Genomic DNA, 24,425 nt, shown 5'->3' with positions numbered 1-24,425 from the left:
ACCTCCATCATGAAACTTCTGGTCATCGGCTCGGGCGGGCGCGAGCACGCCCTGGCCTGGAAGCTTGCGCAATCGCCCGGCGTCAAGCGCGTGTACGTCGCCCCCGGCAACGGCGGCACCGCCACCGAGCAGCATGTCGAGAACCTCCCCATCACCGATCTGGAGCAACTCGCCGACTTCTGCGTCGCCGAGGACATCCACCTCACCGTGGTCGGCCCCGAGGCGCCGCTGGCCGCCGGCGTCGTCGACTACTTCCGCATGCGCCGCCTGCGCATCTTCGGCCCCACCCAGGGCGCCGCCCAGTTGGAAAGCTCCAAGGCCTACGCCAAGGCCTTCATGGAGCGCAACCGCATTCCCACCGCCGCGCACCGCACCTTCACCGACGCCGCCGAGGCCCATGCCTATGTCGACACGCACGGCGCGCCGCTGGTGGTCAAGGCCGACGGCCTGGCCGCCGGCAAGGGCGTGGTCGTGGCGCAAACCCTGGAGGCCGCGCACGCCGCCGTGGCCGACATGCTCGAACACAACACCCTGGGCCTGCAGCACGGCGAGGACGGCGCGCGGGTGGTGATCGAGGACTTCCTCGACGGCGAGGAAGCCAGCTTCATCGTGCTGGTGGACGGCCACAGCGTCGTGCCGCTGGCCTCCAGCCAGGACCACAAGCGCCTCAAGGACGGCGACACCGGCCCCAACACCGGCGGCATGGGCGCGTATTCACCGGCCCCGGTGGTCACGCCCGAGGTGCATGCGCGGGTGATGCGCGAAATCATCCTGCCCACGGTGCAGAGCATGGCCGCCGAGGGCCATCCCTACACCGGCTTCCTCTACGCCGGGCTGATGATCGATCCGCAGGGCCGCGCCAAGACGCTGGAGTTCAACTGCCGCCTGGGCGATCCCGAGACCCAGCCCATCCTCATGCGCCTGAAGACCGACCTGGTGGCCGTGCTCGACGCCGCCGTCGACGGCAAGCTCGACCAGCTCGAACTGCAATGGGACCGCCGCACTGCGCTGGCGGTGGTGATGGCCGCCGCCGGCTACCCCGAGGCCCCGCGCACCGGCGACGTCATCGGCGGCCTGCCCAAGCCCGAGGACGACCTGCGCGTGTTCCACGCCGGGACACGGTTGGAGGGCGGCAAGCTGCTGACCAGCGGCGGCCGCGTGCTGGCCGTCACCGCGCTGGGCGACTCCGTGCGCATGGCCCAGGCCCGCGCCTACGCCGGCGTGCGGCAGATCCAGTTCGACGGCATGCAATACCGCCAAGACATCGGCCACCGCGCCATCAAACGCTAAGCCGTGCGGTTACCCCGCATGCCCAGGCCCGGACACGGAGGCCCCTCAAGCCTCGGTCCCGAGATCCGGGATGTGGTTGAAGGCAATGCGCATCGGCGCCGCGTCGCGCGCGCGGTGCGCACTGCCGCAATACACCGTGTGCTTGCCGTAGCGCAGATTGATGGCGTCCACCGCCTGCCACAGGCCGCTGCGGCGGGTGTCGTCGTCGAACAGGTTGCCGCTGGCCTGGGCCAGGGGCAACAGGTCGTACAGCACCACGCCCACTTTCAGCGGCGCCGGGCTGTGCCGGGGCAGCGCGGCCCACAGCGTGCCCAGGGTGTGCAGCAGGGTCTGCGTGTCCTGCGTGTGCGGCAGGCGCGCGGCGTTCTCCCAGCGCAAGCGCTGGCCGCGCACGGCGAAGCGCAGCCCCACCGCCATGGCCCCGGCGGCCAGGCCCTCGCGGCGCAGGCGCATGGCCGCCTTTTGCGTCAGGCGGTCCAGCACGCCGCAGGCGTCGTCGCGGTTGCGCTGCTCGGGCGGCAGCACATGGCTGTGGCTCAGGCTGCGGCGCGGCCCGGCGACGCGCTCCACGGTGCGGCCGTGCAGCATGTCGAAGAAATCCTCCCCCGCCACCCCGCCCCACACCGTGCGCAACTGCTCGCGCCGCGCGCGCCAGAGTTGCTCCACGGTGCCGATGCCATGCCCCTGCAGGCGCGCCAGCATGGCGCGGGCGATGCCGGTCAGGCCGTCGAGCTTCATGCCGAGCAGCGGGCCGGGCAGGTCCGCCTCGTCCAGCACCACCAGGCCGTCCGGCTTTTGCAGATTGGACGCCTGCTTGGCCAGGAACACATTGGGGGCGATGCCCACCGACACCCGCAGGCACTCGCCCAGCTCCTCGCGCAGCGCGGCCTTGATGCGCAGCGCCAGCTGCGTGGCCCGCTCGCGACTGCTCCAGCCCATGGGCAGGCCGCAGGCCATCTCGTCGATGGACAGCACCTGCTCCACCGGCGCCACCCGGTCCACCGCAGCGATGGCGCGATGGTGGAACTCCACGTACAAGGCATGCCGCGCCTCGACGAACACCATCCCGGGGCACAGCCTGCGCGCCTCGGCCACCTGCGTGCCGGTCTTCACGCCGAAGGCCTTGGCCTCGTAGCTGGCAGCGATGCAGCAGGTGGTGTCGGCCATCATCGGCACCACGCCCACCGGCCGGCCGCGCAGTTCGGGCCGCGCCTGCTGCTCCACCGAAGCGAAGTAGGAATTGAAATCGACGAGCAGACAACGCAACATGGCCAGCACCTCAAACCCCGGCGCACCCGCCACGGCCCGCCATGGGCGCGGCAGCAAGCAGCCGAGCGCCCATGTTAACTGTTTATTTATAAGGGATATCCACTTAGCTCCAGTGACGCTTGGATGCTGGATAAATACCCAGTACATGCATTCTATGGCCGTCACCCAAACATTCAAGCCTTTCGCACCACATCGCGGTAGGTCACCGGTGCAGTGGCGACGGCTTGTTGCAGCAACCGGTAGAACAACAGGCCCCGCGAGTTGGACGTGCGGCGGTTGAAACGGAACACGAACTCGTCCAGATAGGCATCCAGGTGTTCGGGCTGCACCGAGCCATGGTGGGTGCCCAGAATCCAGCGTTGCACCAGAGCGGCCACCCGATGCACTCCTGCCATCGAGACATGGGCGGGGACATCGGAGCCCAGCATGACCGTGCGCTGATGGATGAAGCCCAACTCCGTCAACGACCGATAGGCGGCCGAGCCGTCCGTGCGCACCTGTGCGCCTGGCTCGATGACCTCCTGCACGAACGGCATCACACACGAGGCGCAATCGTTGGCAATGCGGCGCAGGCGGATGCGGCCAAACCCCTTGGGCTCCAGCATCTCCACTGCCATCACCACCAGCACCTTGCTCGTGCTGCTCTTGCGCCCTTTGGGAGAGATGGGGGCTTGTCTGTCCGTGATGGACAGGTAGGTCTCGTCAACTTCGACCAACCCCCTGAGTTGCTCGCGGCCCGGGCGAACCATGGCACGACGCAGTCGGTGCAGCATGGTCCACGCGGTCTGGTAGCTGCCCAGCCCCAGCACGCGCTGCAACCCCAAAGCGCTCACACCTTGCTTCTGGTTGGTCAGGTACCAGGCCGCAGCCAGCCACACGCGCAGTGGCGTGCGGGTCTTGTCGAAGATGGTGCCGGCGGTCACCGAACTCTGGTGCTGGCAGCTCGGGCACATCAGCCGGCCACGCGTGGCGCGATAGGCCTGCCCAGCGCAGCCGCAGCGTGGGCAAACAAATCCGCTGGACCAGCGCAATCGTTCCAGGTACGTCAGACACGCCTCTTCGGTGCCAAACCAGTCGAGGAACTCGTTCCAGGTCTGTGGGTAGTCTTTTCCGGGCGTTGGCGCTAAAGTCTGGATATCCATCCAGCTATTCTGCCTTCACTGGAGCTAAGTGGATACCCCTTTTATTTATACAGCTTCGAGCGCCGTCTGCCATCGAGGCCGCAACCATGCGCACGGACTTCGCGCCCCGAGGCGCGGAGCCTGCCTTGCCGCCGGTTCAGTGCCCCGGCGGCGCGAGCAGAGCGGTGAGGCCGTCGCGGTTGGTGATGCGGACCCGGCGCTGCTCCACCTGCAGGATTCCATCGCGATGCAGGCGCGTCATCAACCTGCTGACCGTCTCCAGCTTCAAGCCGAGGTAGCTGGCGATGTCTTGCCGCGTCATGCTCAACACGAAGGCATCGGGCGAGAGCCCGCGTGCCCTGTAGCGCTGGGACAGGTCGAGCAGGAAGCGCGCCAGCCGCTCCTCGGCATGCATGCTGCCCAGGGCGAACTGGTTTTGCTGCGCGCACGCCAGCCGGTTGCCGATCAGGCCATGGATCTGGTGCAGCAGGGCCGGCGATGCGGCGGCGTGACGCTCCAGGGTGCCGACGTCGATTTCGCAGGCCTCGCTGTCTTCCAGCGCCACGCCATCGGTGGCGAAGGTTCGCATGGCGAAGCTCTCCAGCCCCATCAGTTCCCCCGCGACGTGAAAGCCGACGATCTGCTGGCGCCCGTCGGGACTGCCGACCACCGACTTGAACGAACCCGCATGGACCGAGTAGAGCTTGCTGACCGGCTGGCCCGCCTCGAACAGCGCCTCGCCCTTGTGCATGCGCACCGTGGCCTGCATGATGTCGCGCATGCAGGCCAGTTCATCTTGGGGCAGTGCGATAGGCAAACAGAACCGGCTCTGAAAGCACTGCTCGCAAGGATGCGCGGCCGCGTTGCGGCGACTGGGCGCTGGCATGACTTTCATCGGCTCCCCCGGCTGGACGGAAACTAACATCGCACAATTTGAATGCAATGTCCATCGCCGCCCCTCCAGAAAGGGTCACACCCTTCGGCTGAACCATGGCGCCCCAATCGGCCCGCGCCACCCCAATTCGCGCATCGCCGCCGCCCGGCGCGATAGCCGCCGCCTCACTTGATCAACGCCACCGTCGGCCATGCAACGCCCAGGCCGATGAGGATCCCGGCCAGCACGTCGGTCGGATAGTGGTGACCCGCGATAATCCGGCATACCGCGAGCAGCGCGACGCCCAAGGCTGCCGGCGGCCACAGCCACGGCGCGTGGTGAACGATGGGCACGACAATGCAGGTCAGCGTCATGCAATGGCCGCTCGGAAACGCATAGCGGCCGAGCACGCGCGTCCGCGCCGCAAGCGCCGGGACGCGGTCGAAGGGGCGCGGGCGTTTCAGACCATGCTTCAGCAGGATATGCACGATGTGCGCCAGCAGCGTCGCCAAAACCGCCTGGCCGATCATCAGCCAGGCGCTCCCGGGCGCCAGCAGCGCGGTCGCCGCGGCGATCGGAAGGTAGATCCACCCGTTGGCCAGGACGTTGACCACGCCGACGCCGGAGCGCACCCAACGCCACCTCGCCAGCGCAACGAAGCGCCTGACGATAGGCAGTTCAAGGTTGTCGAGACGGTCCCAGCGTGGAGGCGGCATGAGCATGCATGTTGGCGCGCACCCATGCTAGCCGAACCCCATCCGTCGCCGCGACCGCTTGTCCGCCCTCTCGATGAAGGGCAGGCGCAGAGCCCGCGTGCGCGGTCAGGTCACACCAGGCCCAAACCACCAAACAGCCACGCCAGGTTGAACGAAATTCGCAAGGGGATTTCGATCCACGGACCGAATCATTCGATTTACTTGTCGAACGCGCAACGAAATCGCGCCGGGCACTGAAAACATCGTAAAGATTGCTGTCCTCATGAATACCGGGCAATCTTTGCATAGCCCCTTGGGGTTTTGCACTTCAGATTTAAGGCCGCCCCACTGTGCGCCGCGTGGATGCGGCAAGCGCCCGCTTTACCCCCATCCCGATCAAGGCAGCTTTGCCCGGCGTTCACGCCTGCGTCGGGTTTGTCCCTCATGCACTGCAACATGGGCTGCGCTATGGTTTGAAACAATCCGAAAATCCACTCGCGTTCACAAGCCCGCAACCCCATGAATGCCCCCATTCCCCAAGACCTCGCCGCGCGCGCGCAGCGCCAGGCCGAGGTGGTGGCCGCCCTGACGGACGTGCTGCCGGCCTCCTGTCTGCTGTGGCAGCGCGAGGACGTGACCCCCTATGAGTGCGACGGCCTGTCCGCCTACCGGCAAAAGCCCATGGTCGTGGCGCTGCCGGAGACCGAGGCCCAGGTGGCCGCGGTGTTGCGCGTTTGCCACCATTTGCAGGTGCCGGTAGTGGCGCGCGGCGCGGGCACCGGGCTGTCCGGCGGAGCGCTGCCGCATGCCGAGGGCGTGCTGCTGGCGCTGTCGCGCTTCAACCGCATCAAGCACATCGACAAACTGGCGCGCACCGCCACGGTGGAGTGCGGGGTGCGCAACCTGGCCATCTCCGAGGCGGCCGCGCCTTATGGGCTGTACTACGCGCCCGACCCCTCCAGCCAGATCGCCTGCTCCATCGGCGGCAACGTGGCGGAGAACTCGGGCGGCGTGCACTGCCTGAAATACGGCCTGACGGTGCACAACGTGCTGCAGGTGCGCGGCTACACGGTGGAGGGCGAGCCCATCACCGTGGGCAGCCTGGCGGGCGACTGCCCGGGGCCGGACCTGCTGGCGGCCGTCATCGGCAGCGAGGGCATGCTGATGGTGGTGACGGAGGTGACGGTCAAGCTCATCCCGAAGCCGCAGCTGGCGCGCTGCATCATGGCCAGCTTCGACGACCTGCGCAAGGCCGGCGACGCCGTCGCCAGCCTGATCGCCGCCGGCATCATCCCGGCCGGGCTGGAGATGATGGACAAGCCCATGACCCGCGCCGTGGAGGACTTCGTGCACGCCGGCTACGACCTCGACGCCGCAGCCATCCTGCTGTGCGAGTCCGACGGCACGCCGGAGGAGGTGGAGGAGGAGATCGGGCGCATGACCACGGTGCTGCGGATGTGCGGCGCCACGGCCACCGCGGTGAGCCGGGACGAGGCCGAACGCCTGCGCTTCTGGAGCGGGCGCAAGAACGCGTTCGCGGCGTCGGGCCGCATCTCGCCGGACTACTACTGCATGGACGGCACCATCCCGCGCAAACGCGTGGCGGACATGCTGCTGTCGATCCAGACCATGGAGCAGGAGTTCGCGCTGCGCTGCGTGAACGTGTTCCACGCCGGCGACGGCAACCTGCACCCGCTGATCCTGTTCGACGCCAACAAGCCGGGCGAGCTGGAGCGCGCCGAGGCCTTCGGCGCCAGAATCCTGGAGACCTGCGTGGAGATGGGCGGCTCGATCACCGGCGAGCACGGCGTGGGGCTGGAGAAGATCAACTCCATGTGCGTGCAGTTCAGCCCCGAGGAACTCGAGCAGTTCCGCGCCCTGCGCCGCGCCTTCGACCCGGCCGAGCTGCTCAACCCGGGCAAGCACATTCCCTCGCACGCGCGCTGCGCCGAATACGGCAAGATGCACGTGCGCGGGGGGCGCGTGCCGTTTCCGGAGCTGGCGCGCTTCTGAACCCGGCGCCCGCCCGGCCCAGGCGTTCCAGGCCGCCACGAGCGTCCCGGGCCAGGCGTCCGCACTCCCGCAGCCGCGGCGCGGTTCCGGCGCCCTGCCGCACCAGCCCTACAACCTTTCATCCGATTCGAGATCCGTCGTGAATCCTCAAGAACACCTCGCCGCCCTGCAGGACCAGGTGCGTCAAGCCGCGGCCGAACACCAGCCCCTCGCCGTGCGCGGTGGCGGCAGCAAGTCCTGGCTGGGCGGAACGCCGGGCCGCGCGCCAGGCGGCCGCGTGCTGGATCTGCGCGCCTATCGGGGCATCGTCAGCTACGAGCCTACCGAACTGGTCGTCACGGCGCGCGCCGGCACCCCGCTCGCCGAGCTGGAGTCGGCGCTCGCCGAGCAGGGCCAGTGCCTGCCCTTCGAGCCGCCGCATTTCGCCCATACCGGCGCCGTCGCCACCGTGGGCGGCATGGTCGCGGCCGGCCTGGCCGGCCCCTCCAGGCTGGGCGCCGGGGGCGTGCGCGACTATGTGCTCGGCGCCGTGCTGCTCAACGGCAGAGGCGAGGTGCTGCACTTCGGCGGACAGGTGATGAAAAACGTCGCCGGCTTCGACGCCTCGCGGCTGCTGGTGGGGTCGATGGGCTCGCTGGGCGCCATCCTGGAGGTGTCGCTGAAGGTGCTGCCGCGCGCGCCGAGCGAGGCCACGCTGACGTTCGACATGGGCAAGGACCGCGCGCTGGACCAGATCAACACCTGGGGCGGCCAGCCCCTGCCCATCGTCGCCAGCGCCTGGTGGCGCGACGGCTCCGGCGCCGACCGCCTGCATGTGCGCCTGCGCGGCGCGCAGGCGGCGGTTGCCGCGGCCTGCGCGCGCCTGGGCGGCGCGCGCCTGCAGGAGCAAGCCGCCGGCGCGCTGTGGCAAGGGCTGCGCGAACAGACCCTGCCCTGGTTCGCCGCCACCTGGGCGCAGCCCGGCGCGGCGGGCGAGGCCTTGTGGCGCCTGGCCGTGCCGAGCACGTCGCCGCCGCTCAAGCTGCAGGGGGACATCCTCGTCGAATGGGGCGGCGCGCAGCGCTGGATGAAAACCGCCATGCCGGCAGCCGTCATACGCGAAGCGGCGGCGCAGGTCGGCGGCCACGCCACGCGCTTTCGCGGCGGCGATCCGTCCACGCCGGTGTTCACGCCCCCGCCCCCGGCGCTGGAGCGCATCCACCGCGAGGTCAAGCGCGCCTTCGACCCGCACGGCATCTTCCCGGCCATCGTGGGGACCTGAGCCGCGCCGGCACGCCGCATCGAACCAGCCCTGTCACGGCAACCCCGCTCCACCGACCCCGATACGCTCGACCCCAACCCTCATGGAAACCCGCCTGTCCCCCGAATTCGCCGGCACGCCCGAAGGCCAGCAAGCCGAGGCCATCCTGCGCGCCTGCGTGCACTGCGGCTTCTGCACCGCCACCTGCCCCACCTACCAGCTGCTTGGCGACGAGCTCGACGGTCCGCGCGGACGCATCTACCTCATCAAGCAAGTGCTCGAAGGCGCCGAGCCCACGCGCAAGACCCAGCAGCATCTCGACCGCTGCCTGACCTGCCGCAACTGCGAAACCACCTGTCCATCCGGCGTGGCCTATGGCCAGTTGATCGACATCGGCCGGCGCGTGGTGGATGCCAAGGTGCCGCGCCCGGCGGGCCAGCGCGCGGCGCGCTGGGCGCTGATGGAGGGCCTGACCTCGCCGCTGTTCGGCCCGGCGCTCAAGCTGGGCCAGGCGCTCAAGCCCCTGGTGCCCAAGGCGCTGAAGGACAAGGTGCCGCACGCCAGGCCATCGGGCGCATGGCCGACGCGCGAGCACGCGCGCAAGGTCCTCATGCTCGCGGGCTGCGTGCAACCGGCCATGGCGCCGAACATCAACGCCGCCACCGCGCGCGTGCTCGACGCCATCGGCGTGCAGGCGCTGACCGCGCCCGACGCCGGTTGCTGCGGCGCCATCCGCCAGCATCTCAGCGACCATGACGGCGCGCTGGCCGACATGCGCCGCAACATCGACGCCTGGTGGCCGCTGGTCCAGCGCGACGCGGTGGAGGCCATCGTGGTGAATGCCTCGGGCTGCGGCGTGCAGGTGAAGGACTATGGCCGCGAACTCGGCGCCGACCCGGCCTATGCCGAGAAGGCCGCGCGCATCGCGGCGCTCGCGCGCGATCCCGTCGAATTCCTCGCCGACCAGGCCGAGGCCCTGGCCGCCAAACTGCGCGCCAAGCCGGCCGAGAACCTGGCCTGGCACCCGCCCTGCTCGCTGCAGCATGGCCAGCGCCTGGGCGGCCGCGTGGAAGATCTGCTGCGCAAGCTGGGTTTCAGCGTCAGCCTGCCGGCGGAAAGCCACCTGTGCTGCGGCTCGGCGGGCACCTACTCGGTGCTGCAGGCCGATCTGTCCAAGCAGCTGCGCGAGCGCAAGCTCAAGCACCTGGCGCACCTGGCGCCGCAGCGCATCCTGAGCGCCAACATCGGCTGCATCCAGCACCTGCAGTCCGGCACCACGATGCCGGTGCAGCACTGGCTGGAATTTCTCGACGAGGCGATGCGGGACCGCTGAGGCCTCCCGGCATCGCGCCCGTCCGCACCTCTCCCCACCCCCGCACGGTGGGGGAGGCCGGGAGGGCGCGCCTCGTGTCTACGCCGTTCCGCGCCCATCGCCCATGGCGCAAACCTCAAGAGGCGATTGCGGGCAGGGGCGCGTCCAACGCCATCTCGATGTCGCCGCGCAGCGCGTCGGGCTGGGTCTGCGGCGCGTAGCGGCGGATCACCTGCCCGTCGCGGCCGATCAGGAACTTGGTGAAGTTCCACTTGATGACTTCGGTGCCGAGCACGCCGCTGGCCTCGTCCTTGAGCCAGCGCCACAGCGGGTGGGTGTGCGCGCCGTTGACGTCGATCCTGGCAAACAGCGGAAACTCCACGCCGTAGTTGGCGCTGCAGAACTGGGCGATCTGCTCGGAGCTGCCCGGCTCCTGTGCGCCGAACTGGTTGCACGGGAACGCCAGCACCTCGAAGCCGCGCCCGCGATAGGCGTGATAGAGCGCCTGCAGGCCGGCGTATTGCGGGGTGTAGCCGCATTCGCTGGCGGTGTTGACGATCAGCAGCACCTTGCCGCGCCATTGGGCCAGCGGCTGCTCGACCCCGTCGATGCCGGTTGCCGAGAAATCGAAAGCCGTGTGGACGGGATGAGGTTCGGCAGGCTTCATGTCAGGGTCTCCCTGGGCGGATGCGTGTGCAACGACAATGCCGGGCGGCGCCACGCCGCGAGCAGGATGGCCAGCAAGATGAGGCTACCACCAATCCACAGCGGCGCGGTGAGGTGCTCGGCCCCCAGCAGCACCGCGCTGCCGCTGGCGAACACCACTTCCGCCGTCATCACCACCGCGGTGAGGCTGGAGGGCAGGCGCTCGGCGCCATATTGCAGCCCCAGGTTGCCGGCCAGAAAACCCAGCGACAACAGGCTCACCGCCAGCATCCAGCCCATCGCCGGCGCGGGCAGCGGGCTGGCCATGCCGCGCGCGGCGAGCAAGGCGGCCAGCCCGCCCGCCACCGCCATGCCGCCGGCGAACATGGCCAGGCCGCGGGCTTCGGGCGGCGTGTGGGCGTATTTGCGCAGCATCACATTGTTCAGGGCAAAGAAAAACCCGCCGATCACCCCCAGCCAGTCCGCCGGCTGGCGCGGCAGCGGCAGCCCGCCGCCGGGCGGCCACAGCACCGCCATCGCGCCGGCCATGGCCAGCAGCAGGCGCACCCCCATCAGCGGCGTGAAGCGCTCGTGCAGCAGCCAGCGCGCCAGCAGCGCCGCCCACACCGGCATGAGGTAGAACAGCAGGACGACGCGCACCACGTCGCCGACGGTGACGCCCCAGTTGAAGGCGGCGTTGGTCGCCCCGGACGACAGCACGATGAGCCACAGCGGGCGGTTCCGCAACAACTGGGCGAACGCCCCCGGACGCCACAGCAGGATGGCGCAGGCGCTCACGCCGTAGATGAAGGCCGTGGCCCACAAGGGGTTGAGCCCCAGGCCGTGGAGGTAGCGGAACGGCCACCAGGACACGCCCCAGACGAAGGCATTGAGCATCAGGCCGGCGATGCCGAGCAGGGTTTGGCGGAATGTGGACATGAAGAGGAATTATTCGCTGCGCCCGCAAGGGCTGCCGGCGTTGCGCCGCAACCACCCAGGCGCCGCCGGCCCTTGGACGGCGTCCCGCACGGGGCGCCTCATGACGCGGGGCTGCGGCGCAGTTCCGCCACGCCCTGGGCGAGGGTTGCCGCCGACAACTCGCCGATGTGCATGCGCTGCACGCGCCCGTCCGCCGCGATGAACAAGGTGGTCGGGAAGCCGGGCGCGCGGTAGTGCGCCATCAGGACATTGTGCGCATCCAGCAGCACCTCGGGCGGCGCCAGGTTCTCGCGCCGCAGGAAATCGGCCACCCGGGCGGCTGGCTCGCCTTCGTCCACCAGCACGATGCGCACGCCCTGCTCCCGCCGCGCCGCCTGCGCCAGCATGGGCAGCTCGCGCCGGCATGGCGGACACCAGGTGGCCCACAAATTGAGCACCACCGGCCGGCCCCGCAGGCTTTGCAAGGCCAGCTCGCCGCCGCCCAGCCTGGGCAGGTTGATGGCCGGGAGCGGCGGGCGCGGCGGCTGCGCGAGCTGCAGCAGACCGAGCGTCGCCAGCACCACGGCCGCGCCGGTGGCTGCGCTTGCCGGCAGGCTGCGCCGCAGCGCCGGACGGCGCCAGGCCCAGAACGCCACGCCCAGCAGTCCCGCGAGCCAGCCCGCCCAGGCATCGAAGCCGCGATCGCGGATGTCGAGCATGGACAGTGCCGTGGGATAGTCCGCAAGGTGCTGCAGGACGAAAGCCAAGCGCGCGGCGACGAGGGCCAGCACCAGCAGCGGCAGCAAGGCGGGCTCGGGATCGCCGCGTCCGGCGCGGCGCGCGGCCCCGGCGGCGAACATCGCCACCGTGTAGCCCAGCGCCAGGACCAGCGGCCCCCAGGGCAGCACCAGCGGACCGAGGCGAAGCGCGTCCATCTTGCCGCTTCGGCAGGCTCAGGGCGCCGACTCGTGCCGCGACTCGCCGATGAGCTGGGTCCAGTCGCGCTGGCGCATATTGCGCGCGTTCCAGCGCATCACCAGCCACATGGTGCCGAGCACGAAGGCGCCGAACAGGCCGATGATCCACTGGATGGGCAGGTCGAGCCTGATGAGCATCGCATACATGAGCAGCATCACCAGCACGCTGACGTTCTCGTTGAAGTTCTGCACCGCGATCGAATGCCCGGCCGACAGCAGCACGTAGCCGCGGTGCTGCAGCAGCGCGTTCATCGGCACGACGAAATAACCCGCCATGGCGCCGATCGACACCATGAACACGCCGGCCAGCAGCAGGTACAGCGGAACGTGAAAGTGGCCGATGCTGAACTGCACGTCGGGCACGAGGTCGCGCGAGTACAGCGACAGCACCATGCACAGGATGCCCATGCCCATGCCCACCGGCAGCACGGTCAGGCTCTTCTTCAGCGGCACGCGGCTGGCGGCCAGCGCGGCGCCCGCGGCCACGCCGAAAGCCACGGTGGCCTGCAGGGTGGCGGCCTTGCTCAAGTCCAGGCCCAGCGCATGCTCGGCCCATTTGATGACGATGAACTGCAGGGTGGCGCCGGCGCCCCAGAACAGGGTGGTCACGGCCATCGAGATCTGGCCGAGCTTGTCGGTCCACAGCACCTTGGTGCACTGGATGAATTCGGGCAGCTGCTTCAGGGGGTTGGCGGTCTGGTGCGGATAGCGCGCGCCGGTGTCGGGGATCTTCAGGTTGCACAGCGCGGCGACCAGGTAGACCAGCACGATCACCGCCAGCGCAGTCTCGGGAACCGTGGTGATGCCGAACCAATGCAACCACGACAGGTTGACCAGGTAGCGCCCGGCCAGCTCGCTGACCAGGAAACCGCCGAGAACCGTGCCAAGGATGATGGAGCCGACCGTGGTGCCCTCGATCCAGCCGTTGGCCGCCACCAGCTGCTGGGGCGGCAGCAGCTCGGTGAGGATGCCGTACTTCGCCGGCGAGTAGGCCGCGGCCCCGAGGCCGACCACGCCGTACGCCAGCAGCGGGTGCACGCTGGCCAGCATCAGCAGCAGGCCGAACATCTTGATGATGTTGGTGATGAACATCACGCGCCCTTTTTGCAGCGAGTCCGCGAAGGCGCCGACGAAGGGCGCCAGCACGACATAGGACACGGTGAAAAAGAACTTCAGCAGCGGCGTCATCCACCCCGGCGCCTGCAGCTGCACGAGCAAGGCGATGGAGGCAATGAGCAGCGCGTTATCGGCCAGCGACGAAAAAAACTGCGCGGCCATGATCCAGTAAAACCCTTTTTTCATTGCGTCGGTAGCTGTTGCGCCGGGCTCAGGCCTGTGGCTCGGGTGTTGTCGCTGCCTCCCCGAACTGGCCGCAGGCTGCTCGCTGCCGCCAGGCTGCGGCTTTATAGCACAGCGCGTCGCCACGGATTTCTGCCAAACTACCATGAGGCGCTTGCCGCGCCCGCCCCGCAAGCCCCGACACGACCATGAGGGTGCGGCGACGCACCCCGCCTGCGGGGTGCCGCCGCCGCACCGCATCGAAAACCTCGAATACACCCCCATGCCACGCCCGATCCAAGCCATCATCCATGCCGAAGCGCTGGCCCACAACCTCGCGCGCGCGCAGCGCGCGGCACCGCGCGCCAAGGTGTGGGCGGTGGTCAAGGCCAACGCCTACGGGCATGGCATCGAGCGCGCCTTCGCCCCGCTGCGCGCGGCCGACGGCTTCGCGCTGCTCGACCTGGCCGAGGCCGAGCGCCTGCGCGCGCTCGGCTGGGGCGGCCCCATCCTGCTGCTGGAAGGCTGCTTCGAGGCCTCCGATCTGGCGCTGTGCGAGCGCCTGAACCTCTGGCACGTGGTGCACGACGTGGCCCAGCTCAACTGGCTGGCGGCGCGGCGCAAGCCGCGCGCCCACCGCATATTCCTCAAGATGAACACCGGCATGAACCGGCTGGGCTTCGCGCCCGCGCAGTACCGCGTCGCCTGGGAGCGCCTGCGGCAGAGCCAGGCGGTGGGCGAGATCACCCACATGACCCATTTCGCCAGCGCGGATGCGCCGCACGGCACGGACGACGCCTTCGATCTGTTCCAGCGCACCGTCTCCGGCCTGGAGGGCGAGCGCAGCGCGTGCAATTCGGCGGCGCTGCTGCGGCATGGGCACAGCCCGCAGAAGTCCGGCGTGCTGCACATGGTGGCGGGGGACGCCGCCGAAACCGGCAACGACGGCGCCGACCGGCCCCAGGCCGCGCCGGCACGCACCGGGTCCGACGAGGTGCTGGGCGATTGGGTGCGCCCGGGCATCATGCTCTACGGCGGCTCGCCCACCGGCCTGGAGCCCGCCGCCGCCGACTGGGATCTGCGCCCGGCCATGAGCCTGGTCACCCGCATCATCGGCATCCAGCAGATTCCCGCCGGCGCCACCGTGGGTTATGGCGGCAGTTTCACCGCCGAGCGGCCCATGCGCGTCGGCGTGGCCGCCGTGGGCTACGCCGACGGCTACCCGCGCCATGCCCCGACCGGCACCCCCATCGTGGTCGACGGCGTGCGCACCCGCATTGTCGGCCGCGTCTCGATGGACATGGTGACGGTGGATCTGGACCCCGTGCGCGCCGCCGGCCGCGCCGGCGACGTCGGCAGCACCGTGCTGTGCTGGGGCCGGCGCAACGGCGCCGAGCTGCCCATCGACGAGGTGGCGATGGCCGCCGGCACCGTGGGCTACGAGCTGATGTGCGCCGTGGCGCCGCGCGTGCCGGTGCGGGTGGAAGACTGATGGCGCGCGACAAGACCGTGTTCGTCTGCGGCGAGTGCGGCGGCCAGTCCGCCAAGTGGCAGGGCCGCTGCCCGCATTGCGACGCCTGGAACAGCCTGGTGGAAACGGCGCCCGCCGCAGCGCCGCGCGCCGGCGTGCGCACCACCGCCCATGCCGCGCTAGCCCCCACCTCGCAAGTGCAGGTGCTGCGCGACGTGCATGCCAGCGCCCTGCCTCACCTGCCCAGCGGCATCGACGAACTCGACCGCGTGCTCGGCGGCGGCCTCGTCCCGGGCAGCGTGGTACTCATCGGCGGCGATCCCGGCATCGGCAAGTCCACCCTGCTGCTGCAGGTTCTTGCGTCGTTGAGTAGGACCCCCAGGGTGCCGCTCGAGCGGCACCCGCCCCCCGAGGGGGTCGAGGCGTCCGCCAGGCCCCAAGGACGCCTCGCGAGCACGCACGCGGCGCAAACCGGCGTGCCCGTGCTCTACGTCAGCGGCGAGGAATCGGCTGCGCAAGTGGGTCTGCGCGCGCAGCGCCTGGGTTTGAAGGACAGCGAGGTGCGGCTGATGGCCGAGATCCAGCTCGAGCGCATCACCGAAGTGATCGCCGCCGAGCGGCCCGCGGTGTGCGTGGTGGACTCCATCCAGACCGTCTACACCGAAATGCTCACCTCGGCGCCCGGCTCGGTGGCCCAGGTGCGCGAATGCGCGGCGCAGCTCACGCGCACCGCCAAGGCCGGCGGCACCTGCATCGTGCTGGTCGGCCATGTCACGAAGGAAGGCGCGCTGGCCGGCCCGCGCGTGCTCGAGCACATGGTCGACACCGTGCTGTACTTCGAGGGCGACACCCACTCCAGCTACCGGCTCATCCGCGCCATCAAGAACCGCTTCGGCGCGGTCAACGAACTCGGCGTGTTCGCCATGACCGAGCGCGGCCTCAAGGGCGTGTCCAACCCCTCGGCCATCTTCCTCTCGCATCACGGCGCCCCGGTGGCGGGCGCCTGCGTGCTGGCCACGCTGGAGGGCACGCGCCCGCTCCTGGTGGAGGTGCAGGCCCTGGCCGACACCGCCGCCGCGCCCAACCCGCGCCGCCTCAGCGTGGGCCTGGAGCCCGCGCGCCTGGCCATGCTGCTGGCGGTGCTGCACCGCCACGCCGGCATCGCCTGCGGCGACCAGGACGTGTTCGTCAACGCCGTGGGCGGGGTCCGCATCACCGAGCCAGCCGCCGACCTGGCCGTGCTGCTGGCGATCCAGTCGTCGCTGAAGAACCGTCCGCTGCCGCGCCGCCTGCTGGCCTTCGGCGAGGTGGGCCTGGCCGGAGAAATCCGTCCCGCCCCGCGCGGCCAGGAACGCCTGCGCGAGGCCGCCAAGCTCGGGTTCTCCGCCGCGATCATCCCCGCCGCCAATGCCCCGAAGGGGGCTGCCCGCCAGTTCGAAGGTCTGACCCTGCACCCGGTGTCGCGCATCGACGAGGCGCTCGAGGTGGTGCGCGGGCTGCAGGGCTGAGGCCGTGCCGCCCAGGGAAATCCGGCACGCGGACGGGTCAGGATCCGTTCATGCCCCGCGCGTCGGCCGCCGCCGGCAAGGCCACGGGCTGCCAGAACTCCCACCAGGCTTCGCGCCCGGCCTTGTTCGTCTTGCTCCGGTAAAGCGCGGCGTCGGCGTGGCGCAGCAGCACCTCGCCGTCCGCGTCGTCTTGCGGATATTGGGTCATGCCCATGCTCAACCCGACCCGGATCTGGACCCCGTCGCGCATGGAAAACGGCTGTTCGACCGCAGCGTGGATTCGCTGCATGATGAGCGGCAGATCATCGAATGCCTGGAGGTCGACGAGCACCACGACAAATTCGTCGCCGCCATAGCGGGCGACCAGATCGGTCTCGCGCACGGCGGCCTGCAGACGCGACGCAAGCGCCCGCAGCAAGGCATCGCCGGTGGCATGACCCCACGTGTCGTTCACGGGCTTGAAGTCGTCCACGTCCAGCATGCCGACGAGAACCTGGGTCTTGTTCTGTTTCGCCCTGAGCAGGGCCTGTGAAAGAAAGCTTTCGAGCGCGTGGCGATTCGGCAGCGCGGTGAGGGGATCGGTGTAGGCCATGCGTTCGACCTGTTCGCGCATGGCGTGCATGGCGGTGGTGTCGCGATGGATGCCGAAAAACCGCTGCACCTTGCCCCGCGCATCGAACACCGGATTGATGTTGAGCTCGTTCCAGAGCAGGGAGCCGTCCTTGCGGTAATACAGAATCTCGCCACGAAACGACTGGCCCTGCCGCAAGGCGTCGCGGATGCGCGCCTTCACCTCGGGATCGGTCAGGGGGCCGTGGAGGATCTGGGGCGTGGCGCCGATGATGTCTTCCGCGGCGAAGCCGGTCATGGTCGTGAAAGCGGGGTTCACCCACTCGATGACGCCATCCGGGTTGGCCAACAGGACGGCATCCGTCGTGGCCGCCAGCGCCGCGTCCAGGATGGATGCGTTCTCCATCAGGCGCATGCGATGGATGACGAGCCCCGCCGCGACAGCGCCCATGTCCAACAGTTTCAATTGCGTGGCGTTCGGCACGCTCGGCTGCGTGCCGAACAGCGCGAAGATGCCCCACGGCTGGCCATTGTCGTGGCGTATCGGCATGGACCAGCAGGCCATGATGCCGAGCTCGCGCGCCATGTCGCGCCATGCCAGCCATCGCGGGTCGCTCGACGTGTCGGCGACGATGACGGGGACCTGGTCATCGGCCGCATGCATGCCGAACACGTCCGCGGCTTCGGCCGACAGGCCATCGAGCCCCTCGGCCATGCGCGAGGGCAAGCTCGGGGCGGCCAGAACCCGCAGCCCCCTGCCGCGGTGCGTTGGGATCATGAGCGCGGCCAAACTCGACGGCGACGCCTGCTCCTGCAGACGGCACAGCGCATCAAGCTGCGCCTGCGCATCGCCGCCATGCGCCATCGTCGCCAAAATGGAGCGACACAGATCGATGATGCATTGCTGCTCGGTTGGATTCATGCATGTATGCCTGTCAAAGTGGTTCGGAGAAGTGCCCGCCATCAAGCCACATCCAGGCAGGTCCGGCGGCGCTGCGCGCCGGCCGATCGACCATGCCTTCTGTTGTCCGAAACCCCCTCAACGGATGCCTGTTCATGGCCGCACACGCAGCGTTTGGCGATCAAACGCCACTTCGGCGGAAGTGCCTGGAGCGGGTAACGCGCCAGACCTCATTGGCATACATTTCTGCGCATCTTAACGTCGATCACACTCAGGTTTGCAGGTGACTTGCAGCGTCATGGCGCCAGTGGTGCCGCGCAAAGCATCGCGCACGGCGAACAGGCCATGCAGAGCATGATGCCCATGTCGATGCGGTTTCTTGCCGCGGCGCGAGGCCGCCCAAGCGCGCGACCCTTCAACCTGTCGCGTTGGCCGGAGAGCCGGCCATGAGGCAGGCGATGCGGCCCACCGTGCGCAACGCCTGTTCGCGCTCCGGCGTCCAGCGCCCGCCGGCGCTGAGCCGCAGGCAGTTGCCGTAGCGATGGGTGTTGGTGAACAGCGCGCCCGGGACGATGACGATGCGCTGCTCGATGCAGCGGCGATACAGCTCGATGGTGTCGATGCCCATGGGCAGCTCCATCCACAGCACATAGCCGCCGCCCGTCCTCCGTGGGCGCCAGGTCGTTGCAAATCACGTCCTCGATCAACGGAACCTTGCGGCGCTCGAGCAGCTCGGCCAGGCGCTTCTTGGACGCGGTGGGCATGATGGTGCCCAGCGGGTTGGATAGCGTGGGCACCGCCAGCACGGCCTTCACCGGCTGGGTGTCCAGCGCCAGTTCCAACGCCTCGAGCGACAGGCCGGCGCGGGGCAGCATGGGAATTTCCACGACTCGCAGCCCCAACGGCAGCAGCACGCGCAGGAAGCCGAAGTAGGTGCAGTTGCAGTGCGAGGCGCAGGCCGCGCCGTGGTGTGTCGCACCACAAAGCGGACTGCAACGTGGCCATGCGTCGCCTCAAAACCCGGCCCGAAGGGTTCCCCCAGACAGGGCGTGAACAGGCCCTAGACTGAGGCCACGGCAACCCTCCCTGGAGCACGCGATGCAAAATGCCCTGAACGCCTTGCTGATGGCCATCGGCCGCATTCTGATGGCCGCCATCTTCGTCCACGCCGGCCTGTCGAAGATCGACGGCTATGCGCAGACCGCCGCCTTCATGCAGTCCCACGGCGTGCCGGCCATGCTGCTGCCGCTGGTCATCCTGCTGGAACTGGGCGGCGGCCTCGCCCTCGCCTGCGGACTGTTCACGCGCTTCATGGCCGCCGCGCTGGCGCTGTTTTCGCTGGCCGCCATAGCCATCTTCGTGCTGCCTGCGAACACCGGCACCGGGGTCATCATCCTCTACGCCGAGCTGGCGATGACCGGAGGGCTGCTGTACGTCGCGGCGCAAGGCGCCGGCACGCTCAGCATCGACCACTGGCGCCAGCGCAAGCGCCGGCGCCGCTCGAGCGGCTTCGCCGACTGAATCGCCGTCACTCCACGGCCGCCCGGCTTGCCACGCGCTTTTCGCAGCCGCACACCGGACGGCCGCGCGGTACCCCCTCAAACGCCGGCCAGCGCCCAGTCGCCCGACTCCGCGGCGGCGCGCGCCTCGGCCTGTTGCGCGGTATGCTGAACGAGCCGTGCCGGGGCGCCGTCATCGCCGGGCTGCACCACCAGGATCTGCTTGTGGAAGCGCACCACGCCGGCACGGTGCGCCACGCTGACCAGGGTGGTGCCGGGCAACTGCTGCTGAAGCAGCGCGTACATGGCGGCCTCGGTGGGGCCATCCAGCGCGCTGGTGGCCTCGTCGAGGAACAGCCAGTCGGGCGCAGCCAGCAAAGCGCGCGCAATCGCCAGGCGCTGCTGCTCACCCGGGGACAGGCGCTGCATCCAGGTATCGGTCTGGTCGAGGACGGCGGCCAGGGCTGGTATCCGCGCCAGTTCCAGCACCTCGCGCAGCCGCGCGTCGTCGAACTGCTCGGGCGGCAGTGGATAGGTCAGCGCCTGGCGCAGCGTGCCCATCGGCAGATACGGCTTTTGCGGCAGGAACAGGCTGCGCCCGGACGCCAGGCGGTAGTGCGTGCCCTGCGCATAAGGCCAGATGCCGGCCAGCCAGCGCACCAGCGTGCTCTTGCCCAGGCCCGAGGGACCGACGAACAGGGTGTGCTGGCCCGGGGCGATGCGCTCGCCGGCGGCCTGCAGCAGCGCCCGGCCGTCCGGGGTGGCGATGCGCAGGTCGCCGAGGTCGATGCCGCCAGGATCCGCGGCCACGGCGGCGTCCGGCGCGGCATCGGCCGGCTCGGTTCCGTCGAGCAGTTCAGTCACCGGCACGTGGCGCACGGCCTCCACCGACTGCACGAAGGTGTAGAGACGCTCTTGCGTCGCGCGCCAGTCGACGATGCGGCCGTACGCGTCGATGAACCACGACAGCGCGCCCTGCACCTGGCCGAAGGCGCTGGCGGTCTGCGTCAGGCCGCCGAGCTGGATCTGGCCGGCGAAATAGCGCGGCGCGGCCACCAGGATGGGAAAGATGATGGCCATCTGGCCGTAGAACGAGCTGTACCAGGTGAACAGCTTCTGCCGTTTCATGATGCCCCACCAGTTGCTCCAGACATAGGCGAAGCGGTTGGTATGGCCCTCGATCTCGCGCGCCTCGCCGCGGTAGAGGGCGATGCCCTCGTTGTGCTCGCGCGTGCGCGCCAGGCCGAAGCGGAAATCGGCCTCGTAGCGCTGCTGGTTGAAGTTGAGCTTGATCAGCGGCTTGCCGACCTTGTGCGCGAAATAGCTGCCGAAGCCGGCATAGGCGAGCGCCACCCACACCATATAGCCGGGAATGCTGACGCCCAGGAGCGAAATCGCGCCTGAGAGGGTCCAAAGAATCATGAGGAAGGACAGCAGCGTGACCACCGAGGAAATGAAGCCGAAGAACAGGCTCAGGCTGTCGTTGACGAACAGGCGGATGTCGTCGGCGATGCGCTGGTCGGGGTTGTCGGTGTTGCCCTGGCGCAGCGACATGCGGTAGTGCGCGCCGCCCACCAGCCAGTCCTTGAGGAAGACCTCGGTGACCCAGCGCCGCCAGCGGATCTGCAGCATCTGCAGGAAATACTGCGAGTACACCGCCAGCACGATGTAGAGGAAGGCGTAGCCGGTGAACACGAACAGCAGGTGCTTGAACACCTCGAACTTGCGCGCCTGCAGCGAGTTGTAGAAGTCGTTGTTCCAGTAGTTCAGCCGCACGTTCACCCAGACGATGGCCAGGTTCATGGCCAGGACGGTGAGCAGCAGCGCCCACCCCTTCTGCTTGTCTTCCGACACCCAGTAGGGTTTGGCGAGCTGGATGAAATGCCGGACTGAGAAACGGTAGGGCTGGGGCTGCTCGGCTTGCATAGCGTTGAAAACTCCTGGACTCCGCTCTGGACGGGCGGCTCATGGTGCGCGATTGTGCATGGGCGGCGGCGCCCGCGGCGGCGGCGCAGCGCCCGGTGATCAAAAAAAATGTACCCAGGCACGCTTAGCCGCGGCTTAACCCGCGCCCGCCGAGACGGCGGGCGACAGGCGAGCGCAGGCTCCTAGAATGGAGAGCTTGATCCGACACACCCCTGGAGAACACCCATCATGGCCCTGCCCACATCCATGTCTGACCGCGACGGCAAAATCTGGATGGACGGCCAGCTCGTCGAATGGCGCGACGCCAAGATCCACGTGCTGACCCACACCCTGCACTACGGCTGCGGCGCCTTCGAGGGCGTGCGCGCGTACAAGACGGACAAGGGCACGGCCATCTTCCGCCTGCGCGAGCACACCGAGCGCCTGTTCAACAGCGCCAAGATCCTGCGCATGACCATTCCCTTCACGCTGGAACAGGCCATGCAGGCGCAGATCGACGTGGTGCGCGCCAACGGCTTCGACTCCTGCTACATCCGCCCGCTGACCTGGATCGGCGACAAGAAGCTGGGCGTCTCGCCGCGCGGCAACACCATCCATCTGATGATCGCCGCCTGGCCCTGGGGCGCCTACCTGGGCGAGGAAGGGCTGAAGAAAGGCATCCGCGTCAAGACCTCCAGCTACACCCGCCACCACGTCAACATCACGATGTGCAACGCCAAGGCGGTGAGCAACTACACCAATTCCATCCTGGCGAACCTGGAAGTGACCAACGACGGCTACGACGAGGCCCTGCTGCTCGACCCGCAAGGCTTCGTCAGCGAAGGCGCGGGCGAGAACATCTTCGTCATCCGCGACGGCGTGCTGCACACCCCCGACCTGTCGTCCGGCGCGCTCAACGGCATCACGCGCAAGACCGTGTTCTCCATCTGCGAAGACCTGGGCCTGACGGTGAAGGAAAAGCGCATCACCCGCGACGAGGTGTACATCGCCGACGAAGCCTTTTTCACCGGCACCGCCGCCGAGGTGACGCCCATCCGCGAACTCGACGGCGTGAGCATCGGCCCCGGCCACCGCGGCCCCATCACCGAGCGCATCCAGAACGCCTTCTTCGACATCGTCGGCGGACGCAACCCCAAGTACGCAAGCTGGCTGACGGCTGTTTGAACGTCGCCGGCTCTCGCGTCACGGCACTGATGTGCAGCGATCAAGGTTGGTGAGATACTTCGTCAGCTGCATAAAGCTGGCAGGGTGCTGGTGGCGACGCGCGGCAGTCATCGTCAGCTCAAGCAATAGCATCCTGAAGCAAGCCGGCCTTAAACAGTGAGGACCACTATGCGTTATGCCATCGTGATCGAACGTGCGCAAAGCAATGACTCGGCCTATGTGCCAGACCTGCCTGGCTGCGTTGCGACCGGCTCGACGGTGGCCGAAGTCGAACGCGAGATCCGCGAAGCGATTGCCTTCCATCTCGAAGGACTGCAGCAGGATGGCGTCAGCATCCCGCCGCCGGAAAGCCGGGTCGAATACATCGACGTCGCAGCTTGATATCCATTTCTCGAAAGACCCCATGAGCGCCATCCCCAAACCCGACATGCCCGTGGTCGAACTCAAGGCCAAGGATCTGCCCGCGCACTGCCCCAACCCCAATATGCCGATCTGGAGCAGCCACCCGCGCGTGTTCATCGACATCACCCACGGCGAAGCCGCCTGCCCTTACTGCGGCACGCGCTACCGCCTGGCGCCGGGCGAAGTGGCGCACGGGCATTGAATCGCGGCCAGACTCGCGCAACCTTGATCCGGCTGGCTCCAGTTCCCGGAGCCGCAACACGCATCCCAACCCGCCCATGCGCCGCGTGCTGCTGATCGCCCCGCAGTGGATCGGCGACGCGGTGATGGCCCAGCCCCTGGTGGCGCTGCTGGCGGGGCAAGGCGCGCGCATCACGGCGCTGGCCCTGCCGGGCGTCGCCCCGGTGCTGCGCGCCATGCCCGGTGTGGCAGAAGTGGTCGAGGCCCCGTTCGCCCACGGCCGGCTGGATTTCAAGGCGCGCCGCGCGCTCGCCGCACAACTGCGGCGGCAAGGTTTCGAGCGCGCCTACGTGCTGACCAACAACGTCAAGTCGCGGCTGGTGCCGTGGCTGGCGCGCATTCCGCGGCGCATCGGCTACCGTGGCGAGGCGCGCGGTCTGCTGCTCACCGAGGCACTGGCCGAAGCCCCGCCGAACAAGCAGCGCCCCGACATGCGCCGCCACTACGCCGCGCTGGCGCGCCGGCCCGAAACGCCGGCCGCGGCGCCAACTTCGCCATCCGGCGCCTGCGATCCCCCGCTGCCCGAACCCACGCTTGCGGCCGACCAGGCCGAAGCGTGTGCGCAACGCGAGCGTTTTGCCCTACCGGAACGCTGGATCGCGCTATGCCCGGGGGCCGAATTCGGCCCCGCCAAACAATGGCCGGTGGAGCACTACGCCGCGCTGGCCCGCCTGGCGCGGCAGCGGGGTTTCAGCGTGGCGGTGCTCGGCGCTCCGCGCGATGCGCAGACCGGCGCGGCCATCGCCACGCAAGCACCGGGCACGCTGAATCTGTGCGGCGGCACGAAACTGGACGACGCCATCGCCCTGCTCGCCACGGCAAGCGGCGTGGTCAGCAACGATTCGGGGCTGATGCACGTGGCCGCCGCGCTGGGCCGGCCGACCGTGGGCGTGTACGGCTCGACCGACCCGCGCCACACCCCGCCTGCCGCGCACCGCAGCGCCACGCTCTGGCTGCACCTGGACTGCAGCCCGTGTTTTCAGCGCACCTGCCCGCTCGGGCATTCGAACTGCCTGCGCGGCATCGCGCCCGAGGTGGTGTGGGATCGTTTGCAGAGCCTGTTCGCGGACACCGCTGCGCCCGAAGCGGGCTGAGCCCGGACTGGCGCCGCG

At 69.0% G+C, this 24,425-nt stretch carries 22 protein-coding genes and 1 pseudogene; 11 read left to right on the top strand and 12 right to left on the bottom strand.

Annotation, left to right across the window (positions count from 1 at the left end):
* The first annotated feature begins 9 nt into the window (after positions 1–9).
* A complete protein-coding gene (gene purD / locus THIARS_RS08205) occupies positions 10–1,290 on the top strand; it encodes a phosphoribosylamine--glycine ligase (protein ID WP_094160179.1) in 1,281 nt (426 codons plus the stop codon).
* A gap of 45 nt (positions 1,291–1,335) precedes the next feature.
* Here purD and THIARS_RS08200 read toward each other — a convergent pair whose 3' ends face one another.
* The 4 genes from THIARS_RS08200 to THIARS_RS08185 all read right to left on the bottom strand — a co-directional run bounded on the left by THIARS_RS08200 (position 1,336) and on the right by THIARS_RS08185 (position 5,270).
* A complete protein-coding gene (locus THIARS_RS08200; RefSeq protein WP_094160709.1) occupies positions 1,336–2,559 on the bottom strand; it encodes a DNA polymerase Y family protein in 1,224 nt (407 codons plus the stop codon).
* Between the two features lie 173 nt (positions 2,560–2,732).
* A complete protein-coding gene (locus THIARS_RS08195) occupies positions 2,733–3,701 on the bottom strand; it encodes an IS1595 family transposase (RefSeq protein WP_094159009.1) in 969 nt (322 codons plus the stop codon).
* Between the two features lie 136 nt (positions 3,702–3,837).
* Positions 3,838–4,461 (bottom strand): helix-turn-helix domain-containing protein, encoded by a 624-nt coding sequence (locus THIARS_RS08190; RefSeq protein WP_094160708.1) that lies wholly within the window; start codon positions 4,459–4,461, stop codon positions 3,838–3,840.
* Positions 4,462–4,739: 278 nt separating this feature from the next.
* Complete coding sequence (locus tag THIARS_RS08185) at positions 4,740–5,270, bottom strand: phosphatase PAP2 family protein (protein ID WP_186436602.1); 531 nt, start codon at positions 5,268–5,270, stop codon at positions 4,740–4,742.
* A 498-nt stretch (positions 5,271–5,768) separates the two neighbouring features.
* Here THIARS_RS08185 and THIARS_RS08180 point away from each other — a divergent pair, with 498 nt between their 5' ends.
* The 3 genes from THIARS_RS08180 to glcF all read left to right on the top strand — a co-directional run bounded on the left by THIARS_RS08180 (position 5,769) and on the right by glcF (position 9,835).
* The gene (locus THIARS_RS08180) at positions 5,769–7,262 is read left to right on the top strand and encodes an FAD-linked oxidase C-terminal domain-containing protein (RefSeq protein ID WP_094160177.1); all 1,494 of its coding nucleotides are present in this window, start codon (positions 5,769–5,771) and stop codon (positions 7,260–7,262) included.
* 139 nt (positions 7,263–7,401) lie between these two features.
* On the top strand, positions 7,402–8,523 hold the full coding sequence (glcE, locus tag THIARS_RS08175) for a glycolate oxidase subunit GlcE (RefSeq protein ID WP_094160176.1): 1,122 nt from the start codon (positions 7,402–7,404) through the stop codon (positions 8,521–8,523).
* A gap of 82 nt (positions 8,524–8,605) precedes the next feature.
* On the top strand, positions 8,606–9,835 hold the full coding sequence (gene glcF / locus THIARS_RS08170) for a glycolate oxidase subunit GlcF (protein ID WP_094160175.1): 1,230 nt from the start codon (positions 8,606–8,608) through the stop codon (positions 9,833–9,835).
* A gap of 115 nt (positions 9,836–9,950) precedes the next feature.
* Here glcF and THIARS_RS08165 read toward each other — a convergent pair whose 3' ends face one another.
* From THIARS_RS08165 to lplT, 4 genes are all read right to left on the bottom strand, one after another.
* Positions 9,951–10,481 carry a glutathione peroxidase gene (locus THIARS_RS08165; RefSeq protein ID WP_094160174.1) on the bottom strand — a complete coding sequence of 177 codons (531 nt, stop codon included), beginning with the start codon at positions 10,479–10,481 and terminating at the stop codon, positions 9,951–9,953.
* On the bottom strand, positions 10,478–11,398 hold the full coding sequence (locus tag THIARS_RS08160) for a DMT family transporter (RefSeq protein WP_094160173.1): 921 nt from the start codon (positions 11,396–11,398) through the stop codon (positions 10,478–10,480). The genes THIARS_RS08165 and THIARS_RS08160 overlap by 4 nt, the downstream gene beginning before the upstream one ends.
* Before the next feature lie 98 nt (positions 11,399–11,496).
* Entirely contained in the window at positions 11,497–12,312 is an 816-nt protein-coding gene (locus THIARS_RS08155; protein ID WP_094160172.1) for a TlpA family protein disulfide reductase, read from the bottom strand.
* Between the two features lie 18 nt (positions 12,313–12,330).
* Positions 12,331–13,656: a lysophospholipid transporter LplT gene (lplT, locus tag THIARS_RS08150; RefSeq protein ID WP_094160171.1), complete on the bottom strand. Its 1,326-nt coding sequence runs from the start codon at positions 13,654–13,656 to the stop codon at positions 12,331–12,333.
* 259 nt (positions 13,657–13,915) lie between these two features.
* Between lplT and THIARS_RS19275 the strand changes: the two genes are divergently transcribed.
* Both THIARS_RS19275 and radA read left to right on the top strand, forming a co-directional pair.
* A complete protein-coding gene (locus THIARS_RS19275; RefSeq protein ID WP_094160707.1) occupies positions 13,916–15,124 on the top strand; it encodes an alanine racemase in 1,209 nt (402 codons plus the stop codon).
* Positions 15,124–16,611, top strand: a complete 1,488-nt coding sequence (gene radA, locus THIARS_RS08140; protein WP_094160706.1) for a DNA repair protein RadA — start codon at positions 15,124–15,126, stop codon at positions 16,609–16,611. Before THIARS_RS19275 ends, radA begins: the two co-directional genes overlap by 1 nt.
* Positions 16,612–16,648: 37 nt before the next feature.
* Here the strand turns inward: radA and THIARS_RS08135 are convergent, their stop codons facing one another.
* The 3 genes and pseudogenes from THIARS_RS08135 to THIARS_RS19270 form a co-directional block, all read right to left on the bottom strand.
* On the bottom strand, positions 16,649–18,103 hold the full coding sequence (locus tag THIARS_RS08135; RefSeq protein WP_186436601.1) for a sensor domain-containing diguanylate cyclase: 1,455 nt from the start codon (positions 18,101–18,103) through the stop codon (positions 16,649–16,651).
* Positions 18,104–18,497: 394 nt separating this feature from the next.
* Entirely contained in the window at positions 18,498–18,710 is a 213-nt protein-coding gene (locus tag THIARS_RS18600) for a hypothetical protein (protein WP_186436600.1), read from the bottom strand.
* Between the two features lie 106 nt (positions 18,711–18,816).
* Positions 18,817–18,957: pseudogene (locus THIARS_RS19270) on the bottom strand (hypothetical protein); the annotation flags it as partial.
* A 223-nt stretch (positions 18,958–19,180) separates the two neighbouring features.
* On the opposite strand from THIARS_RS19270, the gene THIARS_RS08120 reads away from it, so the two are divergent.
* Positions 19,181–19,603, top strand: a complete 423-nt coding sequence (locus tag THIARS_RS08120) for a DoxX family protein (RefSeq protein WP_186436598.1) — start codon at positions 19,181–19,183, stop codon at positions 19,601–19,603.
* A 77-nt stretch (positions 19,604–19,680) separates the two neighbouring features.
* Here THIARS_RS08120 and THIARS_RS08115 read toward each other — a convergent pair whose 3' ends face one another.
* Positions 19,681–21,507, bottom strand: a complete 1,827-nt coding sequence (locus THIARS_RS08115) for an ABC transporter ATP-binding protein/permease (protein WP_094160167.1) — start codon at positions 21,505–21,507, stop codon at positions 19,681–19,683.
* Positions 21,508–21,735: 228 nt separating this feature from the next.
* Between THIARS_RS08115 and THIARS_RS08110 the strand changes: the two genes are divergently transcribed.
* The 4 genes from THIARS_RS08110 (at position 21,736) to waaF (ending at position 24,407) form a co-directional block, all read left to right on the top strand.
* Positions 21,736–22,671 (top strand): branched-chain amino acid transaminase, encoded by a 936-nt coding sequence (locus THIARS_RS08110; protein ID WP_094160166.1) that lies wholly within the window; start codon positions 21,736–21,738, stop codon positions 22,669–22,671.
* Positions 22,672–22,839: 168 nt separating this feature from the next.
* A complete protein-coding gene (locus THIARS_RS08105; RefSeq protein ID WP_094160165.1) occupies positions 22,840–23,052 on the top strand; it encodes a type II toxin-antitoxin system HicB family antitoxin in 213 nt (70 codons plus the stop codon).
* A gap of 22 nt (positions 23,053–23,074) precedes the next feature.
* Positions 23,075–23,275, top strand: coding sequence for a zinc-finger domain-containing protein (locus THIARS_RS08100; RefSeq protein ID WP_094160164.1), 201 nt, complete (start codon positions 23,075–23,077; stop codon positions 23,273–23,275).
* A gap of 76 nt (positions 23,276–23,351) precedes the next feature.
* The gene (gene waaF, locus THIARS_RS08095) at positions 23,352–24,407 is read left to right on the top strand and encodes a lipopolysaccharide heptosyltransferase II (protein ID WP_094160163.1); all 1,056 of its coding nucleotides are present in this window, start codon (positions 23,352–23,354) and stop codon (positions 24,405–24,407) included.
* The last annotated feature ends 18 nt before the right edge of the window (positions 24,408–24,425 follow it).

Origin of the sequence: Thiomonas delicata, from assembly GCF_900088825.1 — a bacterium.
Taxonomy (GTDB): Bacteria; Pseudomonadota; Gammaproteobacteria; order Burkholderiales; family Burkholderiaceae_C; genus Thiomonas_A; species Thiomonas_A delicata.
The sequence above is the reverse complement of the archived record's forward strand: the minus strand, read 5'-3'. Positions and strand labels throughout refer to the sequence as shown.

Bases quoted from the DNA above. Each gene is read 5' to 3' on its own strand.
- purD (WP_094160179.1), top strand. From the start codon at position 10: ATGAAACTTCTGGTCATCGGCTCGGGCGGGCGCGAGCACGCCCTGGCC.
- THIARS_RS08200 (WP_094160709.1), bottom strand. From the start codon at position 2,559: ATGTTGCGTTGTCTGCTCGTCGATTTCAATTCCTACTTCGCTTCGGTG.
- THIARS_RS08195 (WP_094159009.1), bottom strand. From the start codon at position 3,701: ATGGATATCCAGACTTTAGCGCCAACGCCCGGAAAAGACTACCCACAG.
- THIARS_RS08190 (WP_094160708.1), bottom strand. From the start codon at position 4,461: ATGCGCGACATCATGCAGGCCACGGTGCGCATGCACAAGGGCGAGGCG.
- THIARS_RS08185 (WP_186436602.1), bottom strand. From the start codon at position 5,270: ATGCCGCCTCCACGCTGGGACCGTCTCGACAACCTTGAACTGCCTATC.
- THIARS_RS08180 (WP_094160177.1), top strand. From the start codon at position 5,769: ATGAATGCCCCCATTCCCCAAGACCTCGCCGCGCGCGCGCAGCGCCAG.
- glcF (WP_094160175.1), top strand. From the start codon at position 8,606: ATGGAAACCCGCCTGTCCCCCGAATTCGCCGGCACGCCCGAAGGCCAG.
- THIARS_RS08165 (WP_094160174.1), bottom strand. From the start codon at position 10,481: ATGAAGCCTGCCGAACCTCATCCCGTCCACACGGCTTTCGATTTCTCG.
- THIARS_RS08160 (WP_094160173.1), bottom strand. From the start codon at position 11,398: ATGTCCACATTCCGCCAAACCCTGCTCGGCATCGCCGGCCTGATGCTC.
- THIARS_RS08155 (WP_094160172.1), bottom strand. From the start codon at position 12,312: ATGGACGCGCTTCGCCTCGGTCCGCTGGTGCTGCCCTGGGGGCCGCTG.
- lplT (WP_094160171.1), bottom strand. From the start codon at position 13,656: ATGAAAAAAGGGTTTTACTGGATCATGGCCGCGCAGTTTTTTTCGTCG.
- THIARS_RS19275 (WP_094160707.1), top strand. From the start codon at position 13,916: ATGCCACGCCCGATCCAAGCCATCATCCATGCCGAAGCGCTGGCCCAC.
- radA (WP_094160706.1), top strand. From the start codon at position 15,124: ATGGCGCGCGACAAGACCGTGTTCGTCTGCGGCGAGTGCGGCGGCCAG.
- THIARS_RS08135 (WP_186436601.1), bottom strand. From the start codon at position 18,103: ATGAATCCAACCGAGCAGCAATGCATCATCGATCTGTGTCGCTCCATT.
- THIARS_RS18600 (WP_186436600.1), bottom strand. From the start codon at position 18,710: ATGGGCATCGACACCATCGAGCTGTATCGCCGCTGCATCGAGCAGCGC.
- THIARS_RS08120 (WP_186436598.1), top strand. From the start codon at position 19,181: ATGCAAAATGCCCTGAACGCCTTGCTGATGGCCATCGGCCGCATTCTG.
- THIARS_RS08115 (WP_094160167.1), bottom strand. From the start codon at position 21,507: ATGCAAGCCGAGCAGCCCCAGCCCTACCGTTTCTCAGTCCGGCATTTC.
- THIARS_RS08110 (WP_094160166.1), top strand. From the start codon at position 21,736: ATGGCCCTGCCCACATCCATGTCTGACCGCGACGGCAAAATCTGGATG.
- THIARS_RS08105 (WP_094160165.1), top strand. From the start codon at position 22,840: ATGCGTTATGCCATCGTGATCGAACGTGCGCAAAGCAATGACTCGGCC.
- THIARS_RS08100 (WP_094160164.1), top strand. From the start codon at position 23,075: ATGAGCGCCATCCCCAAACCCGACATGCCCGTGGTCGAACTCAAGGCC.
- waaF (WP_094160163.1), top strand. From the start codon at position 23,352: ATGCGCCGCGTGCTGCTGATCGCCCCGCAGTGGATCGGCGACGCGGTG.